The organism is Neisseria sp. HMSC068C12 (assembly GCF_001814095.1).
GTDB lineage: Bacteria > Pseudomonadota > Gammaproteobacteria > Burkholderiales > Neisseriaceae > Neisseria > Neisseria perflava.
The window spans coordinates 268,006-287,162 of the sequence record NZ_KV814825.1 but is presented as its reverse complement, the minus strand read 5'-3'; the positions used below and the strand labels follow the sequence as shown (position 1 = coordinate 287,162).

Annotated in this window: 17 protein-coding genes; 6 read left to right on the top strand and 11 right to left on the bottom strand. The window is 43.6% G+C overall.

The genetic code is table 11. The features are described from left to right. Positions 1-75: 75 nt before the first annotated feature. From HMPREF2952_RS11060 to lon, 5 genes are all read right to left on the bottom strand, one after another. Entirely contained in the window at positions 76-204 is a 129-nt protein-coding gene (locus HMPREF2952_RS11060) for a FeoB-associated Cys-rich membrane protein (RefSeq protein WP_003683546.1), read from the bottom strand. Then, complete coding sequence (locus tag HMPREF2952_RS09265; RefSeq protein WP_049336637.1) at positions 201-2,069, bottom strand: ferrous iron transporter B; 1,869 nt, start codon at positions 2,067-2,069, stop codon at positions 201-203. Before HMPREF2952_RS09265 ends, HMPREF2952_RS11060 begins: the two co-directional genes overlap by 4 nt. Before the next feature lie 27 nt (positions 2,070-2,096). After that, the gene (locus HMPREF2952_RS09260; protein ID WP_003746882.1) at positions 2,097-2,366 is read right to left on the bottom strand and encodes a FeoA family protein; all 270 of its coding nucleotides are present in this window, start codon (positions 2,364-2,366) and stop codon (positions 2,097-2,099) included. A gap of 351 nt (positions 2,367-2,717) precedes the next feature. Continuing rightward, positions 2,718-2,987 carry an HU family DNA-binding protein gene (locus HMPREF2952_RS09255; RefSeq protein ID WP_070625332.1) on the bottom strand — a complete coding sequence of 90 codons (270 nt, stop codon included), beginning with the start codon at positions 2,985-2,987 and terminating at the stop codon, positions 2,718-2,720. Between the two features lie 186 nt (positions 2,988-3,173). Further along, positions 3,174-5,633: an endopeptidase La gene (gene lon / locus HMPREF2952_RS09250; protein WP_070695583.1), complete on the bottom strand. Its 2,460-nt coding sequence runs from the start codon at positions 5,631-5,633 to the stop codon at positions 3,174-3,176. Positions 5,634-5,846: 213 nt separating this feature from the next. Here lon and HMPREF2952_RS09245 point away from each other — a divergent pair, with 213 nt between their 5' ends. The 6 genes from HMPREF2952_RS09245 to HMPREF2952_RS09220 all read left to right on the top strand — a co-directional run bounded on the left by HMPREF2952_RS09245 (position 5,847) and on the right by HMPREF2952_RS09220 (position 12,449). Then, on the top strand, positions 5,847-6,122 hold the full coding sequence (locus HMPREF2952_RS09245) for an HP0495 family protein (RefSeq protein ID WP_004519710.1): 276 nt from the start codon (positions 5,847-5,849) through the stop codon (positions 6,120-6,122). Continuing rightward, positions 6,122-6,724 (top strand): lipoyl(octanoyl) transferase LipB, encoded by a 603-nt coding sequence (lipB, locus tag HMPREF2952_RS09240; protein WP_004519711.1) that lies wholly within the window; start codon positions 6,122-6,124, stop codon positions 6,722-6,724. The genes HMPREF2952_RS09245 and lipB overlap by 1 nt, the downstream gene beginning before the upstream one ends. Before the next feature lie 129 nt (positions 6,725-6,853). Then, entirely contained in the window at positions 6,854-7,834 is a 981-nt protein-coding gene (lipA, locus tag HMPREF2952_RS09235) for a lipoyl synthase (protein ID WP_063068093.1), read from the top strand. A 60-nt stretch (positions 7,835-7,894) separates the two neighbouring features. Beyond that, complete coding sequence (locus HMPREF2952_RS09230; RefSeq protein ID WP_283120704.1) at positions 7,895-9,643, top strand: hypothetical protein; 1,749 nt, start codon at positions 7,895-7,897, stop codon at positions 9,641-9,643. A 46-nt stretch (positions 9,644-9,689) separates the two neighbouring features. Further along, positions 9,690-11,522: an ATP-binding protein gene (locus tag HMPREF2952_RS09225; protein WP_036490750.1), complete on the top strand. Its 1,833-nt coding sequence runs from the start codon at positions 9,690-9,692 to the stop codon at positions 11,520-11,522. A 63-nt stretch (positions 11,523-11,585) separates the two neighbouring features. Next, entirely contained in the window at positions 11,586-12,449 is an 864-nt protein-coding gene (locus HMPREF2952_RS09220) for a DNA adenine methylase (RefSeq protein WP_009116833.1), read from the top strand. Positions 12,450-12,486: 37 nt separating this feature from the next. Here HMPREF2952_RS09220 and HMPREF2952_RS09215 read toward each other — a convergent pair whose 3' ends face one another. The 6 genes from HMPREF2952_RS09215 to HMPREF2952_RS09190 form a co-directional block, all read right to left on the bottom strand. Continuing rightward, positions 12,487-13,527, bottom strand: a complete 1,041-nt coding sequence (locus HMPREF2952_RS09215; protein ID WP_070695581.1) for a TniQ family protein — start codon at positions 13,525-13,527, stop codon at positions 12,487-12,489. A 2-nt stretch (positions 13,528-13,529) separates the two neighbouring features. Beyond that, complete coding sequence (locus tag HMPREF2952_RS09210) at positions 13,530-14,423, bottom strand: TniB family NTP-binding protein (protein WP_016687574.1); 894 nt, start codon at positions 14,421-14,423, stop codon at positions 13,530-13,532. After that, positions 14,420-16,321 carry a Mu transposase C-terminal domain-containing protein gene (locus tag HMPREF2952_RS09205; protein WP_283120703.1) on the bottom strand — a complete coding sequence of 634 codons (1,902 nt, stop codon included), beginning with the start codon at positions 16,319-16,321 and terminating at the stop codon, positions 14,420-14,422. The genes HMPREF2952_RS09210 and HMPREF2952_RS09205 overlap by 4 nt, the downstream gene beginning before the upstream one ends. Beyond that, on the bottom strand, positions 16,318-16,980 hold the full coding sequence (locus HMPREF2952_RS09200) for a heteromeric transposase endonuclease subunit TnsA (protein ID WP_070695579.1): 663 nt from the start codon (positions 16,978-16,980) through the stop codon (positions 16,318-16,320). The genes HMPREF2952_RS09205 and HMPREF2952_RS09200 overlap by 4 nt, the downstream gene beginning before the upstream one ends. A 350-nt stretch (positions 16,981-17,330) precedes the next feature. Then, positions 17,331-18,332: a porphobilinogen synthase gene (gene hemB / locus HMPREF2952_RS09195; RefSeq protein ID WP_003683488.1), complete on the bottom strand. Its 1,002-nt coding sequence runs from the start codon at positions 18,330-18,332 to the stop codon at positions 17,331-17,333. 32 nt (positions 18,333-18,364) lie between these two features. Then, positions 18,365-19,075, bottom strand: a complete 711-nt coding sequence (locus tag HMPREF2952_RS09190; RefSeq protein ID WP_004519713.1) for a DUF6973 domain-containing protein — start codon at positions 19,073-19,075, stop codon at positions 18,365-18,367. Between the last annotated feature and the right edge of the window lie 82 nt (positions 19,076-19,157).

The following is a 19,157-nucleotide window of genomic DNA, read 5'->3' as shown; positions in this document are numbered from 1 at the left end:
TTATAACGGTTTGCGTTAAAAAGGTCGTCTGAAACCTCTTTTCAGACGACCTTTCTTCTTTCTGGTTATCAATATTTAACCGCAACCGCCACATTTACCGCAGCCACTGCTACAGTCGCGTTTTTTCGGTTTGAACACGAATTTTCGCAAGAGGAAGAATACGCAGGCAAGCATAATCAAGCCGACGATAATATATTGAGTCATGATGATAGTATCCTTGAAGAAATTTGGTAAACCACGAATGCGGCAAAATAAGCCATCAGGAACAAATAGCCTGTAATCATAAGCATATTTTTCGTGGATTTGGTTTCGCGTCTAATCACGGTCAAAGTCGCGGCACACATCGGAGCATACACATACCAAGCCAAGAAGGCAAAGGCGGTCGGCAAGCCCCAGTTGTTGTGTATGATGGGAATTAATGCGTTTTGTACGGCATCTTCAGACGACGCGCTGACGGCATAAACGGTACCCAATGCGGCAACGACCACTTCGCGCGCGGCAATACCCGGAATCATGGCGATACACATTTCCCAAGTAAAACCCAAAGGTGCAAAAAACGGCTGAATAGCATGACCAAGCGTACCTGCCAAGCTGTAATCGATGGCGGCACCGGTTGCGCCTTCAGGCGGTTGCGGCCAGCTTACCAAGCCCCACAAGACCACGGCCAACGCAAAAATGATGGTACCCGCGCGTTTCAGGAAGGCTTTTACCCTATCCCACAAGCTGGTCATGATGTGTTTGAAGTTAGGCGTACGGAAAGTCGGCAATTCCATCAAAAGTGGGAATTGTTGCACATTGCCTTTCATCCGCGCCAAGCGTTTCATGATATACGCTGCCAATGCAGCCGACAGAATGCCTACGATATAAAGAATAAACAATGTCAGGCCTTGCAGGTTGAAAATCCCACCCACTGTACGGTCAGGAATAACAGCGGCGATAATCAGCGCATACACTGGCAAACGTGCGGAACAAGTCAGCAACGGCGCAACCGCGATGGTAACAAGGCGTTCGCGCGGGTCGTTAATGGTACGCGCCGACATCACGGCAGGAACGGCACAGGCAAAGCTGGACAAAAGGGGAATAAACGAACGGCCGGACAAACCGCTTTTTGCCATGATGTTATCCAGCAGGAAGGCTGCACGCGGCAGATAGCCTGAGTCTTCCAATAGCAGGATAAAGGCAAACAAAATCGTAATCTGCGGCAGGAACACCAACACGCTGCCCAAACCGGCAATGACGCCGTTGACGAGCAAGTCGCTGAGGATGCCCGGCTCCATGTTGGCGCCTATCCATTCGCCCAGCGCGGTAAAGCCGCCTTCGATGGCGTCCATAATCGGCGCCGCCCATGTGTAAACCGCTTGGAACACCATAAACAGGATGACCAGCAGCATAATCATGCCCCAGACGGGGTGCAGCACGATGTCGTCGAGTTTTTTGTGCCATGCGGGCAGCGTCATCTGGGTGCGTACCACTTGTGCCAAAATCGATTCGACTTCTTGATAAAGTTTGTCGCTATCCAGCGCATCGAGCGTGCGTTCGGCAGAGGCGGGGTTTGCGGGGAAAGAGCGTTTGCGCGGCAGCTTCGCCACGGCTTCGCGTACAGCCTGTACACCCGACGCGCTCACTGCAACTGTTTCCAAAACAGGTGCATCCAACAACTCGCTCAGTTTGGCCGCGTCGATATTCAAGCCCCTTTTGCGGGCCACGTCGCTCAAATTCAGCGACACCACCATAGGCAGTCCCAGCGTTTTCAGTTCCAAAATCATGCGCAGGGTCATACGCAGGTTGGTCGCGTCGGCAACGGCAATAATGGCATCGGGCGGAATGCCCATCTTGCCTACCATTACATCTTTCGCCACCGCTTCGTCGGGGCTGGTCGTGCGTAGGCTGTATGTGCCCGGCAGGTCGATAATGCGGACGGCCTCGTCGTCGAGGAAGGCGCCCTCGCGCTTATCGACAGTTACGCCCGGATAATTGGCAACCTTGGCATGTGAGCCGGTCAAACCGTTGAACAAAACGGTTTTGCCGCAGTTTGGCGCGCCAATCAAGGCAAAATAGCTTAGTTCCATCATTTTTCCTTATTCTTTCAGACGGCCTTAAACGGCCTCAACGATACGACACATAATCTTCCCGGCCTCTTCCGAACGCAGGGAAAATTGAGATTGGTTACCCAAACGTACCGCAAACGGGCCTCTCCCAAAACCACCCACTGCAATCACTTGCAACGGCATTCCGCTGGAAAAACCCAAATCTGCAAGACGACGGGTTACCAAGGTATCCAAATCACCAAAAACAGGATTGGGAGCAATGGAATCAATATGTACGACTGCGCCTTTTTTCAGGCGCGACAAAGGAACAGCAGACATAAGTCTCTCTTTTCTTTTTGTTTTAAAAATAGATTATTGAAAAAACGTGAGAAGTATGATGAATGTGTAGCACATTTGAAAGATTGTTTACGAATGGCTATTTGCCCCTTCTTTCGATAAGTGCGGTTTGTTTTGAATACTGTTATTGTTTCCCTTAATGATAAGGTATATCAATATAAAAATCAAATGTAACAAGATAAACTAAAAAGGCTAAAATCCTTTTATCATTAGGATTTCAGCCTTTTTATGCACTCAACAAACTAAAGGCCGTCTGAAAGGTTTCAGACGGCCTTCAAAATAAAAAACCGAATCAAATCGGTTTTTTATTCCCATTCAGGGAAAGACTCTAAATTACAGAGCGTCTTTCAATGCTTTACCGGCACGGAATTTAGGAGTTTTAGCAGCAGCAATAGTCAAAGGCTCGCCAGTTTTTGGGTTGCGGCCTTGACGTTCGGCGCGTTCGCCGACGTAGAAAGTACCGAAACCGACCAGAGTAACAGTGTCGCCGCTTTTCAATGCGTTGGTTACGGCATTAGTAGTAGCATCCAAAGCTTTTTGCGCAGCAGATTTGGAAATGCCGGCTTCTTGAGCAATTGCTTCGATCAATTCAGACTTGTTCACAATTAGTCCCTTCCTATCGTATAAAGATGATGAAATGCCCGAATACTCGGGGCTTGAGCGCTTTCAAAGCACATACGCACTTTATAGCAATTCTGAAATTATCATGTCAAGTAAAAAATGTGGAATTGCCCTATTTTTGGGGCATTCAGGGCAAAACCACATTTTTTGCAACATCAGACGGCCAACTTAATGCTTGGTTGCTTTTGTTCTTGACTTTGTCTTAGGAGTTTGCACGGTCTCGGCAACTGCCAATTCGGCAACCCATTGCTCAGGCTGAGTTTCCAGACTCAAAGCCAACACTTCATCAATCCATTTGACCGGATGGATGGTCAGACCGGTTTTGACATTTTCAGGGATTTCTTCCAAATCTTTGACGTTGTCTTTCGGAATCAATACATGCTTGATGCCGCCGCGCAAAGCAGCCAGCAGTTTTTCTTTCAAACCGCCGATCGGCAACACTTCGCCACGCAAAGTGATTTCACCGGTCATCGCCACATCCGCACGCACCGGAATTTTGGTAAAGGCAGAAACCATCGCCAAAGTCATGGCAATACCTGCGCTTGGACCGTCTTTCGGCGTCGCACCTTCCGGCACATGGACGTGAATGTCTTTCTTCTCGTAAAAATCAGGAGCCAGACCCACTGATTCGGCACGGGAACGGACAACCGACCATGCGGCCGATACCGATTCTTTCATGACATCGCCCAGTTGGCCGGTACATTGAATCGTACCTTTGCCCGGCAAAGCTACTGCCTCAACAGTCAACAACTCGCCACCGACTTCGGTCCAAGCCAAACCGGTTACCTGACCGATGCGGTTTTCGCTTTCGGCCACACCATAGTCGAAACGGCGCACGCCCAGATAGTCATGCAGATTTTTTTCAGTAACTTTAATCGCTTTAGGTTTGGCCTTGCTTACTGTTTTGGATTTGGACGCTTTTTTCTTGTCCTCATTCAAAGTAACCTGCATCACCACTTTACGGCAGATTTTGGCAATTTCGCGATCCAACGAGCGGACACCGGCCTCGCGGGTGTAGTAACGGATAATATCGCGCACCGCACTTTCATCAACCACCAACTCACCCTCTTTCACACCATTGCGCTTCATTTGTTTCGGCACAAGGTATTGCATGGCGATATTGATTTTTTCGTCTTCTGTATAACCGGACAGACGGATGATTTCCATACGGTCAAGCAGCGGAGTCGGGATATTCAAGCTGTTTGAAGTGGCAATAAACATCACATCGCTCAAATCATAATCGACTTCGGCATAATGGTCAGCGAACTTGTTGTTTTGCTCAGGATCCAGCACCTCAAGCAAAGCACTGGCAGGATCACCACGGAAATCGCTGCCCATCTTGTCGATTTCATCAAGCAGGAACAATGGGTTTTTCACACCCGCTTTCGCCATATTTTGCAAGATTTTGCCCGGCATAGAGCCGATATAGGTACGGCGGTGGCCGCGGATTTCGCTTTCATCACGCACGCCGCCCAACGCCATACGCACATATTGACGGCCTGTGGCTTTGGCAATCGACTCACCCAAGGAAGTTTTACCCACCCCCGGAGGGCCAACCAGACATAAAATCGGGCCTTTGAGCTTGTCCATACGTTTTTGAACGGCCAAATATTCCAAAATGCGCTCTTTAACTTTTTCCAAACCATAGTGGTCGGCATTCAAAATCAAATCAGCCTTGGCAATATCTTTGCTGACACGGGATTTTTTCTTCCACGGCAACTCAAGCAAAGTATCGATGTAGTTGCGCACGACGGTAGATTCCGCAGACATCGGCGGCATCATTTTCAGTTTTTTCAATTCAGACAGACATTTTTCTTCAGCCTCTTTGCTCATGCCTGCTTCTTTGATTTTGTTTTCCAGCGCATCCAGCTCGTCGCGCTCGTCTTCTTCGCCCAATTCTTTCTGAATCGCTTTTACTTGCTCATTCAAGTAATACTCACGTTGGGATTTTTCCATTTGACGTTTCACACGGCCACGGATGCGTTTCTCGACCTGCATGATATCGAGTTCGGCTTCCAACTGCGCCAGCAGAAATTCCAAACGGTCAACAATGCCGGCAGTCTCCAGTACATATTGACGCTGCTCTAATTTCAGCTGCAAATGCGCGGCAATAGTATCGGCAAGACGGCTGTTGTCATCGATACTGCTGATGGTACTGATAACTTCGGCAGGGATTTTTTTGTTCAATTTCGCATATTGCTCAAATTGAGTCAGCAAGGTACGGCGCAAGGCTTCAATTTCGGGATTGTCCTTGTCGCTGTTTTCATCAATCGCCTCCACATGGGATAAAAACAGTCCGCCTGTTTCGTCAACCGTCAATGCGCGCGCACGACGGATACCTTCTACCAACACTTTAACGGTGCCGTCAGGCAGCTTCAAAACCTGCAAAACTTGGGCAACCGTACCAGTTTGGTGCAAATCTTCAGCTTTAGGGTCTTCTGTATTAGGGTCAAGCTGGGCCAACAGGAAAACCGGATCATCATTAGCCATTGCCGCCTCAAGGGCTGCAATCGATTTAGGACGACCGACGAACAGCGGCAATACCATATGCGGATACACCACGACATCGCGTAAAGGCAAGGTAGCCAGCGCACTGTATTCCTCGAAATATTTGTCTTTTGTCGGCATAGTTAGAAATCTCAATCATTGTTAAATCAGAATGTAGCTCAAAATTGGGCTGAAGCGCTCCATTTCAAGACTTGAAAACAGCTTATCCGCACCTATTTTCTAAAACATCATTTTTAATAGCCCGATATGGACGTTTACGATAAAATATATCGGATTTTGGGCCGTCTGAAAACTTTTCAGACGGCCCTGGCTAACCAAAAAAGGTAGTAAACCATGACAGACTCAACCGAAAAAAAATCATTAATTGAATTCCCTTGCACCTTTCCTGTAAAAGTCATGGGCGTGGTTCATCCGGAATTTGAATCCGCCATCTTGGAAACCGTGCGCAAACACGCTCCCGATACCGAGCCGCACCACATTACTACGCGCCCAAGCAGCAAAGGCAACTATACCGGCGCGACTGTCCATGTAAATGTTGAAAATCAAGAGCAGCTCGACAATATCTACCGCGACCTGACTTCACACGAATTGGTAAAAGTGGTGCTGTAATGAAAATCGTGCACAAAGGCTTGGTCGATTACCTGCCGACTTTCGAAGCCATGAAGGCATTTAATGCCTCGCGTGACGAAAATACCGAAGACGAATTATGGGTGGTCGAACATCCGCCCGTATTCACTCAAGGCTTGGCCGGTAAGCCCGAACACCTCCTCATCCGCGACGATATTCCCGTTGTCCAAATTGACAGAGGAGGTCAAATTACCTACCACGGTCCTGGCCAATTGGTCGTTTATACGATGATCAATTTCAAACGCCGTAAGACCAGTGTGCGCCATATCGTTTCCGCACTTGAAAACAGCATCATCGCCACCTTGGCAGAATACGGCATCGAAGCAGCCGCCGACCCCAAACGTCCCGGCGTTTATGTCGGCGAGCGTAAAATCGCTTCCCTGGGCCTGCGTATCAAAGACGGCTCCGTTTACCACGGCTTGGCGCTTAACGTGAACATGGATTTAAGTCCGTTTACCCATATCAACCCCTGCGGTTATGCCGGTATGGAAATGACCCAAATTGCCGACTTTGTCTCTCCGGCACCCGGCTTGGCAGAAGTTTCAGACAAACTGACCAAGCATTTACAGAAAGAGCTGGCATAAGGCCGTCTGAAAATATTCGACCCCAACACCATCTTTTAACTGCCCCTCTGAACCCACAAGCCCTTAGTTCATAAAGACTACAATAAGCTTTTCAGACGGCCTTTATAACGACAGAAAGAACACATCACCATGAGTGAAGAAGTAAAAAACGACCCAAAACGCGGCATCAAACTGAAAGGCGCAGATAAAACTGCACGCATTCCGATTAAAGTTGTTCCATTGGAACAAAAATTGAAAAAGCCCGAATGGATCCGCGCCAAATTACCGGGCAAGAAATTCTTTGAAATCAAAAACATTCTTCGCGAACAAAAAATGCATACCGTGTGCGAAGAAGCATCTTGTCCAAATATCAGCGAATGCTTTACCAAGGGTACGGCCACATTCATGATCATGGGCGATATTTGTACCCGCCGCTGCCCGTTCTGCGACGTTGGTCATGGCCGCCCCAATATGCTGGATCCTGACGAGCCTAAACACTTGGCCGAATCCGTTAAATCCATGAACCTGCGCTATGTCGTGATTACTTCCGTCGACCGTGACGACCTGCGTGATGGCGGCGCCCAACACTTCGCCGACTGCATCAAAGCCATCCGCGAAACCAGCCCGAATACCAAAATCGAAATCCTTGTTCCCGATTTCCGCGGCCGTTTGGACATCGCACTGGAAATCTTGGCAGAAACACCGCCCGACGTGATGAACCACAACTTAGAAACCCATCCAAGCCTGTATAAAAAAGCCCGTCCGGGTGCCAATTACCAACACTCCCTCGAGCTTCTGCGCCGTTACAAAGAAATGATGCCCCATATCCCGACAAAGTCCGGCATCATGGTCGGCTTGGGCGAAACAGACGAGGACGTACGCGAAATAATGCGCGATATGCGTGCCAACAATATCGAGATGATTACCATCGGCCAATATCTGCAACCTTCAGACGGCCACCTGCCCGTCCTACGCTATGTAACGCCTGACCAATTTAAAGTTTTTGAAAAAGAAGCATACGAATTGGGCTTTACTAATGCCGCGATCGGCGCAATGGTTCGCTCCAGCTACCACGCAGACGAACAAGCAGCCGAAGCTTTGCGTGAAACTGTGAATTCTAACAATAAATGATACTGAACATCGCTCTTTGGTGCTATACATCGCTAAATGGTGCTAACATGGAATAACAAGATGCCGGTGATCCAGATTAAAGAATTTCCCAACGACGGAAGAGTTTGGAGAATTGATTGGTTCGGAGCAGTACGAAAAAACGATAACGTACCTACGGAACCGACCATCGACGTTTATCTCAGACCTGTATCAGTAACAGACAAAACGTCTATTGCTGATTTTGGCTGGTTAAATAAAGAGCGAATATGCTGCACTATTGGTGTTGGACAACTGCCGGTACTTACTATCGGTTCTCTTTGGAAAAACGGTAAGTTATTGGATTACCAAGTTATCGTGCCTAGTAATCTACCAAACGTTAACATAGCTGAAGATTCTGTACGTTTGATTGAAGCAGCGCATAAAGATCAAACCGGTTATATCATCAATAAAGCTGCCTTTGATATTGGCGGTTTCAAAAATGGATTATCTGCAAGATGTTTGGCTATTGAATCTGATGGAGATCCCTATTCAATCATTATTCCCGTTGCTGAAGTTATTCGTTTTTATTACGCCATTTCAACCAATTTGGCCAAGATTGCTTTTTTGGGGTCATATGAAACTAATTTCGATCAAATCATCGGTGAGAGATGCGGTTTTGATTCAAAAACCAAGATTCTCATAATCCATTTACGACAATGGCTTTACGATAATGAGGGATGGGTTTTGGGTAGGATTTTAAGGGACAAAAATGCACAGCAGGGATTTTTCCAAATTCATCGTTCGTTAGTCAAACAATCAGTGGGGAAGTATCATCAGCCGATGCCGGAAACTAATTTCCCGTTTCAAGGAAAAACAGATTGGGCTGCACGCTGCCTAAGTTTTACGAGCGGTGGAAAAGTTCGTACCTTAATCTTAGAATTATTGCGTTGTACTGCTCCCTTTCCTTTTTCTAATTTAGTGGTTATTAGAGACAATGATGGCAGGCAAGCATCTCCAGAAACTGATCTACCGGAATCAAATAAACGTCCTTATCTAAGGAACCAGGGATTAAAATCTGGTACTTCAAAAAAACTGCATAGCATAGAAGAGCCTGTGCAGAATATGAAAAGAATGGTTATTGACTATGTAAAAGAACGTTTTGGAGATCTTTGGAATAAAGAACTCATCAAGCCTGAAAAAGAGTTTTGTAATTATAGAAAAACAGACTTACTGTTTTTGCCGCCATCGGAATCGACCACAGCATTGGGAACCGGCGACGGTACATCAGGACAGTCCAAAACTGCTCCTATTTCAATCTCTATTAATGTTGGAAAAGAAACAGGCATCGCTCAAAAGCTACGTTCTCACAGTCGTTCCGAAGCTCTGCCTGCTACCTTTGAAAATATGATGGCCGCTGTCCGATATTTATCAGAGAACTATCAAGATAAAGGTGTTACGGCAAAAGTATGGCTGACCCTATATATGCCGTTAACTTCTAATCGTAGCAGTCAATGGTCTTATTTAGATACTTCTGCAACAACAACCAACCTAGTCAAAACTCCAAGAAGAGTTTTAATTGCCGAACTCAATATAGATAATATGCTATTTTGGTTGGTAGAGTTTGAACAAAGAGAATCAGAATCCTTAACTGCTGCTATGATATATGGAGCAAGTTCAATGAAGGCTGAAGAAATAAAAAAAATCCTGCATTTGCTTGCTCGGTCAAAAGGAATTTGGAAAAATATTTCAACAAACGGAAAGTTTCATATCAGGTCTATGAAGCATAGTTGGCCTAGCATTGAGGAGTATGCTTTATCTATCTATAAAATCTGTTCAACAATTTCCGGTTAAAATATCCTGGAGCTATCTTTATCAAAGTTAAGTTGAGAATAATAAAATGAAACTAAAAAAAATATCTTTCGATGAAAAAGGATTTCGTAAGTTAAAGAATATTGAAATTCCCATTGCTCCGTATATTACAGCAATTGCAGGACATAATGGCATTGGAAAATCTACTATATTAGGTTTGATTGCTAACTGCTCTGGACTTTCTAAAGGGGAGAAAAGTTTTTTCGGAAAAGTATTTCAATCTAATTTTCAAGAAGCTTTCCATTTGGACTACTTTCAAGATTATGACAACTACCATATAAATGGGACTAAAAAAGCAGATACGCCTAAGGTTACCGTTCAATATCATGTCGAGACAAACCAAGATGGCAGCTTTATTGAACTCAATAAAATATGTGCAGTAAGTATACAAAAACATGCTATCAAGGAGCGGCTCTATAAAAATCATATGATTAAGGTGCCGGAAGATAAGCATATAGATCCAAACCATTCTCTTGATTTAGAAGATGTTGATAACAATTCATTATCTTCATCTTCTGAACCACTAATTAATATCTGGCGGCTACGTATTATTCCACGAACACAACAATTACCTAATACTCCAGAGATAGAGGTGTTGGATGAAAAACTTAAAGGAGCTGGTAAAATGCCAATTCCTACCCTGTACTTAGGAATGAGTAGAATGACACCTATTGGTGAGTTTGATGCGGAACTTATCGATAAAAAAACCATTAGAAAAATGAATGGAGAAGACAAAAACTTTATTGTTAATTCTTTTAAAGATGTATTGTATTTTGATGAATCTGATAATGAAATTACAGCTCACTCTTTTTCGAGCTCTAAAAAAAGCTCATATCTCCCTTCTTTTCCATATCATTCTTTTACAGTTTCGTTGGGACAAGATTCACTTAGCTCAATAGTGACTGCCTTAGCTTCATTCAACTATTTAAAAAGAACCTCCCCTCAAACTTATAGTGGAGGTATTTTGGTAATTGATGAGGTTGACGCTGGACTACACCCTAGAGCCCAAGAAAAACTGATAAATTTACTTCATACACAAGCTAGGAAACTTAATCTTCAAATTATCTTAACCACACATTCATTAACTGTCATTAAAACTATACTGTCCAAAAACGAACATCCAGGAGAGAAGGTAAATAATGTTGTTTACTTACAAGACTCAAACTTTCCTAGGATTATGGAAAATCCCACATATACAAAAATTAAAAATGATATGCTTGTGTTAGCCCCTCTTGAAGATAAGCCAGAAACAATAAAGCTTTATTTTGAAGATGATGAAGCATTATTTTTCTTTAAACAGATATTAAAATACAAAAATATCATTCATGATAAAGACTACTTTGGGAAAGAGCTGGAACTGATCAGCTTAAGTGTCGGATGTAATATTTTATTGGATCTACATAAAGGAGATTCATATTTTCAAAGTGTTATTTTAATTCCAGATAATGATGTTTTCTCTAGTGAGTCCAATCGAAAAACAATTGAAGAAAACCCAAATATATGTCCATTGCCAAATGACTCCACTTTCACTGACAACACAAGACATACTGAACGCAATCCGGAGATGATTCTATATCGTTTCTTGCAAAGAAAGCTTGAAGGACATAATGATAACTTCTGGAAACAGATGCCTGGTGCCTATACAAGCGACTATGTTAGAGACAGGGTTATGACTCTAACATCAAATTCTAATCGGGATGAGAATAAAAAATGGTTTCAAGATAATGTGAACTTTATTGAAAAAAGTGGCATCATTGAAAAGTGGTGCGGAGAAAATGAAAAACAAGTAGATATGTTTTTAGAGAGGATTGTTGAAGCAGTAAATATTGTTTCATGTTCTAAAAGTTACCGTCAAAATTAGCTGGCCAAATAGATTAGCTTACTTTATAATCAACAACTAAACAGATAGTAAAAAGGTTTCTCAATGGCTGGACATTCCAATCCTCTTACCCCTCTACGTTACCCTGGAGGGAAAGGGGCTTTTGCACCTTTCGTAAGGGCTGTAATGGATGTCAACAATCTAACGGGAGGGCACTATCTTGAGCCTTTTGCTGGTGGATGTGGCGTGGCTTTAGATCTACTTTTCAATCAATATTGCTCTGACATCCATATTAATGATTTGGATTTAGCTATTTATAACTTTTGGAACTCTATTACGAACGATTCAGAAAATTTTCTAGCACTTTTGTATGATGTGCCACTATCTGTTGAAGAATGGGAAAAACAAAAAATTATATTGCAGCATCCGGAAGAATATTCTTCGTTGGCTCATGGGTTTGCTGCTTTCTATCTAAATAGAACCAACCGGTCGGGTATTTTAAAAGCTGGAGTAATTGGAGGGAAAAGTCAAAATGGAACTTATAAACTAGATGCCCGATTCAATAAAGAACGATTGTCCAAATTGATTATTCGCATTGCGAAATATGCAAATCATATCCACATATACAATGAAGATGCTTTATCATTGCTGCAAAAAGTAAATACCTTACTACCAGAGAAATCACTTATTTATCTAGATCCGCCATATTATGTAAAGGGACAAGGACTGTATAGGAATTTTTATAATCATAATGACCATGTCAATATTTGTAATGCCTTAGGTTCTGTGAATCGAAAATGGATAGTCTCGTATGATAATTGCTCTGAAATAAAAAAAATCTATCAGAAATACAGGCAGGATGAGTATTTTTTGACCTATTGTGCATACAATAAGGTAAAAGGATCTGAGATCATGATTTATGGAAAGGACATAAATATCCCAGAAAAGAGACTATTAATCAATAAATAAATGGGGAATTATAAGAAAATATTTTTTATAGTAACTGTTATTTTAAATGTTGTTTACGATAAAGATTTTTCCTGCTGTTTCTGTTTAAAGTGGCAACTAGTTTTCTGAATTCTTCTGGACAATCATCAAAATCTTTCAGCATATGGTTATAGCGCAAAACACCATCTTTCCATGCCTGAAAGAGATTGTCCGGATAATTATCCATCAGCCACCAACATAAATCCAAAGTATGGTGGCGTTCGATCAGTTCTCTGCTTTCCCATGCTGTACGCTTGCTTTTATCAATTTTTTGTGGTTGTGAACCGGTTTTTAGGCATAAATAGGAATATAATTTCGGTGCCAGCCGTTGTGAAGTTAATAGCGTGACAAAGTGGTGCAATATTTTCAAACTGTCTCTATAACTGTTTTGTGAACTTTCTATCGGGTAGTGTTCCAACCAAACTAACAGTCTTCGCCATTGTTCAAGTGTATTACCACTCCAAGCTGTAACGGGTTGTGTTTCTGTACAAGCCAAGTCGGTTTTACACTGCCAGCAGAATTTGAGGGGCCGAAACGCTGTTTCTTGCATATTTCCCATCTCTTGCCGATGGAATGCAACACCCGCACCGCAATGTGAACATCGGTCGTGAAGTATCACTTTGTGCTTTGGGCAAAAGGTATAGCAGGCAACACGCCATGACACCCTAAAATAAGGTTCATAGTCTTCTGCTAAGCACAATGGACAGAACAATAAACCGTATCCTACGCGTTTCCGATGGTATATCTGCAAACTGTTTACCCACGTCAGATGTCCTGATGGACGTACTTTATCAAACAAAATGCCCTGAAAACGCTGTAGTGAAGTTCTATCGATTTTCTCCGCACTTATTCCGCTTTTTTCACTTAGCTTTGTAACTATCCACTCTGGAATATATCTGTCAATGTCCCGATTCCATATCTCATAATTGTTCCCAAAGACTAAGTTGCAAAATGTCTGAACTTTTAGTCCGTTCGCATGTGCCGTTCGAACCAGCCATGAAGACAGTAATTCATTATGATACGGATGGGGATGTGCTGGCCAAAGATGTAAGTCAGACATATCTAAGCCAGTTTGTCTATTTGCCGCTTCCGCTCAGTAGGTGTTACCCAGCCGATTGAATCAAGCACTTCATGATTTATTTGTTCCGTTTCATTTTGTACAGCAGTTGCGGCAGCTTCTGTCAGTACCCGAGATAGCTCTCCAATATATCCTTCGCTCATATTGTACAATCTGACGGCAAGTTCTCTCGTTTGCAGTTCAGACGGTCTTTTCAGGGGGATCATTCTTTCAAAGCTAACCAACAACCGAAGAAAATTTCTATCTAAGTTCCATCTAGGCAGGACAGCCGGTTCGAATCGGTTGGATAACTGCGGATCAGTTTGCAACGCACGGAAAGCATCCTTAGTGCCTATACCGACAATCGGTATTTGTAAATCGTTTCCTAGATATTTGATGACATTCAGAAAAGCCCTTTGCCGGTTCATGCTACCAGCCAAGATATGATGGATTTCGTCAATAATCAGCATTCTAGTTTGCATACGTTTGAGTAAGTGTATGACTTGAGTCTGCTTCTTATCTATTCTGTCATGCGATTTATATGGTGCAAAGATTGCATCTAAAATGGTATTGTAAAATCTTCCTTCATCCGGAACAGGTGGAGCCTGAACCAGCAGTACAGGAACTAATACACTGTCACCATCCAAATTTTGGTCAGCAGGATGTTTTCTCAAAAAACGGTGAGCCAGCATGGTTTTACCGTTATTGGTATCTCCGACAATCAGAAGATTCGGCATACGGTGGATTTTGGGATAAACCAAAAGATCTTCCAGTTTGTTCAAAATATGCTCAGCTTGGGGATAACCTATCCAATGCGGCGAACGGATGTGCCAGATGCGTTCCTCTGTGTCAGCATCCAAATATGTGGCGGTTTTTTTGTGCAAATGAGGATATTTCATGACAAATCATCCAAGTCGTCAAACGGCTGTACATTTTCAAAAGACATTTCAGTCTCCAGCGAATCCGTTTGCGAAAAAGCAGTGGCTGTATTATTGATACCGTTATTCTCTTTGGGAACCGGTTTGGTTATAGCAATACTTTCATTTTTTTTACGTCGTTGCATCGCTCTGCGTACCGCTTTGGTTTTACCTTGAGCTTGTTCTTCCATCTCGCGCATCTTGCCATAAGCTGAAAAAATCATTCTTTCGTCAATGTTGGATTTGTGTTCCTGTTTGAGTTGGCGGTTGATTTCCCTTAACTCCCAAATACTCATAACTGGATGGGAACTGTCCCGGTAAGGGATAGCAAAATAGCTATTCAATTCAGGGTCAAAAAACCAGATTACGCTGAGATCACGAGGGTCAAATCGAAACACAAACTGACGAGCCCTTTTCGGGTTTCCCGGTTCTGTTGCACCAATCCAAGTGCGAAGTACATCATGCCAATAATGAATTTTATGGATGGATACGCCATATTGTTGGACGGTTCTCATTTCAAAAGGCATGAAATCCAATCGGAATTTGATTTCATCTAGGACTTTAGGCGGCATACCCGTTCCCGGGAGAGAGTCAGTACCGAATATACCTTCTTTATATTTGGCCATCGGCGACATACCCAATGCTGAATGCATCCTCTGGTGATACACACCGGTAATGAAAGTTGTCAGCCATTTTTCAAATTCTGACAGTGTAAATACTGCACTGTCTTCGGAATCATAATTACGACGTTCGACAACATTGGAAAAAGTCGTACCGGGCAAAGTATGTATTTCCTGTAAAACCGTACCCAGCAGTCGCTCTATATGACCACCGAAATGTGGCCGCGCCACCGGACGCCATTCAATGTCGATACCGTATTGTTTACAGGCTTTTTCCAATACTTTGCCGTGAAACTCCCTTGCATTGTCCAAATGGATTTTTCGTGGTAATCCCCAACACGGCCACAAGCCTTCCACTTCATGCTGGGCAAGCCATTTTTCTTTTGTCAGTACAGAATGAGCTAGACACAATCCTGCCGATAATGCACTAGGTGGATCAAAGGAAATGTAGAATCCGGGAATCATCCGGCTGAACACATCAACTGCCATTGTGATCCACGGGCGACCAATTGGTTTACGGTAAACATCATCCACCAGAATAATATCTAGTTTCGTATGGTCTATCTGAATGACCGCCAACGGAAAATCCGCATTGGGAAAACTGCCCTTAGACGGTTTAAACTGCTCCTCAGCAGCTTTTTTCCCCTGTCTTTTCGCTATCTTAAACTGAGGATCCAGCTTGCTGATGCGGGCACGGATAGTATTGTTATGAGGATATGCCAATCCTACATCCAAGCATTGCCGCTTGATCTCGTTAATTATTTGTTGGACTGGCTTTTTTTGTTTGGTCAGATATTCTTTTTCAATAACGGATTGGACGATCTCTTCGACATTGCTGTCAATACGATAGCAACCTTTGTCTTTTCGGTGTTGTTTGAATAAACCCGTCAGCAAACCTGTTTCATGGTATTGTCGAAGCCAGCGGTAAATGGTATTGGCATGAACACCAAACTGTGCAGCTCTTTCTTCAACAGCTTTCTTTGTCCGTTTTTTATCGTCCAGTAAAGGCTTGATAATCTCAAAACGTTTTGTTGCCGTGGCCCATTCTTGTGCATCGATGGTACTTAAATCTTGGGCGGAAGGAGGTTCATTCGTTATGGAGGACAACTCCGCCACTTTAACTTGATAAGTTTTACGGCTTTCTACCTCAGTCAGAAAAACCGTGTCCAAATCCACAATGTCTGTAATTACACAGCAGATCCCGTTAAATTCGACCATTGCCCCCGGTTGAATATCTAACACAGCCTTTCCGGTATTCATCGCTTTCTCCATAATGTAGAATTCATCGTCAGCGGTAGGTTCAAATCTGCACCGATTTCTCCTACGGCCACTAGATACCATAACACTGGTAAAATTTTTGCCTGATTCCACTCATCTTGAAAAACAGCTGCAACTAGCTCTCTCGGAGTAGCTGTTTTAAGCTCTTTTAATTTTTGGTCAAGTAGTATCATATATGGCTCGTAATATTCATGCACAACGGCATTCCTCATATAGGGCAGCAGAAATCGCACGTTTTGAAGATAGACTGTATGAATTTCAACTTCAGTGACCAGTTTGAACATCCAGCCCTTTTGTCGGCAAAATGCTCTTGCTGCCTTAAATTTTAGCTGCAATACTGACCAGTTTTTCCTCAAATCGCTTCGGTATTTGACTTCATAGAGAATTATCGTAACAGGTTGCCGACTAGGTTTGTAGTGCACCAAAACATCAGGTGTGTACATATGCTTTTTGCCGGAATCATCAAACCATTCGATAGAAACCGGTTGTACCTCGAAGCGGATTACATCGGGACAAAACTCCAATAAACTAAGGAAATCCCGTTCCAAAGAAGATTCATAAGCTGCGCAGCCTACAGACTTAGAATGGGCGGCCATTCCAGTGATATTACGGTAATTTTTAGGAATTTTTCTGACAGGCATGATAATTCAGTCTCAAATATTGTTGTAATTTTGACTTAAGGATAAATTTTTAACCCGTTTAGCACTAAATAATAATGTAGAAAATAAAGTTTTAGGTCGTTTGGGCACCATTTAATGATGGAATTTACAGAAACCCACGGCGGTTGCAGCCACCACTAAGGTTTAAATCATATAAGGCCGTCTGAAAAATCAGGGGACTATTTTTTCAGACGGCCTTTGTTTATGCAAAACTCTTTAGATTTTCAAAAAATAAACCTTAGTCGGGCCCTATTGAGCCAATCTTAAGTAATACAAAAAAGCGGCTAAACAGGATAAACACTGTTTGCCGCTTTTTAATTTATTTCTTTATTTTACTTCTTCAACAATTTTGCCGCTTCAATCGCGTAGTAAGTCAAAATACCATCGGCGCCAGCACGTTTGAATGCCAATAAGCTTTCCAAAATGGTTTTTTCGCCATCCAGCCAACCGTTTTGAATGGCAGCCTGAAGCATGGCATATTCGCCGGAAACTTGGTAAGCATACGTCGGTACGCCGAATTCGTCTTTGACTCGGCGGACGACATCCAGATACGGCAGACCCGGTTTTACCATAACCATGTCTGCGCCCTCTTGAATATCCAATGCTACTTCGTGCAAGGCTTCGTTAGTATTTGCAGGATCCATTTGGTAGGTTTTCTTGTCTGCCTTACCCAGATTGCCGGAACTACCGACGGCATCGCGGAACGGGCCATAGAACGCTGAAGCATATTTTGCCGAATACGCCATAATGCGCGTATGGATATGTCCGGCATCTTCTAAGGCTTCACGGATGGCAAGAATACGTCCGTCCATCATGTCTGACGGGGCAATGACTTGTGCGCCTGCATCGGCATGACACAAAGCCTGTTTTACCAAAACTTCAATGGTTTCATCGTTGAGGACATAGCCATTTTCATCGGTTAAACCGTCTTGACCGTGAATGGTGTAGGGATCCAAGGCAACGTCGGTCATGATACCCAGCTCTGGGAATTTCTCGCGCAGGGTTCGTACTACTGTCGGCACCAAGCCTTCAGGATTATAAGCTTCCTCCGCAAACTCGGTTTTGTTTTGCGTTACCACGGGAAACAAAGCCAGCATAGGAATGCCGAGCTTCAGTGCTTCTTCAGCAGTGAACAACAATTTGTCCAAACTTTGGCGTTTGACACCCGGCATGGATGGGACTGCCTCTTCCTGATTCTGGCCTTCCAATACAAAAACCGGATAGATCAAATCATCTGCCGTCAAAGTATGCTCGCGCATCAGACGACGTGAAAAATCATCTTTACGCATACGGCGCATACGGGTGTTTGAGACATAACGCGGAGGGAAATTCATAACAATTGCCTTTCAATAATGAAGTCTTAAAATCAGTCTTCGACTTGACGTATGGCTTTGACCGAACGTTTGATTTCGCTGAACGTACCGGTTTTATAACTATTACGTTCCTGTTCGGTCATACCGTTTTGATCCAATTTGGCGATATTTTTCAATGCCTCGGCATACTGGCCGTCTGAAAGTTTTTCCTGTTTGATGCGCCAACGGTTGTTCACTTCGGAAGCCGTCCATAAGCCTACTTTGTTGTAGTAGAACAAAATGCTTGCCGCCAGCGTCTTCATATCGCTGTCGGGTTTGGCACTGCCGATACTGCGGCCGATACGGTTATTACGTTGATCGACTGCCTGGTCGGCAAGGTAGCGGCTGAAGTAGTCGTCTTTACCTTCTCGCAACTCCATATCCGTCAGACGCGCATTACCTGCTTTTTCTGCAATAATGCTGTCGAATTTAGAAGCAATCGCCGCCTGCCACAATGCTTGGCGTACGGCATTGACCTGTGTTCCCCTGCTGTCGCCGTTTGCTTTGTCGTCCAAACCTGTACGCTCGGCAAAGCGTGTGGCATTACTGGTCATATTGATTAAGCCTTCGTCTTCCATCCCGATAACTTGGGCGGCCACGGGATGGTTAAGCGCGAATTGAGCCATTTTACTGCGGCGGCTTTGATCTTCCTGATACGATTGGCAACCGGACAATACCAGCATGCCGAAAACGGCGCATTGAATGTGTTTTTTAATATGTTTCATGATGTAACTATCGATATTATTGTGTGAGTTCAACTTCTTTGTTTAACATAGAAACGCCCGTAAGCGCAAAATAATTTCCACA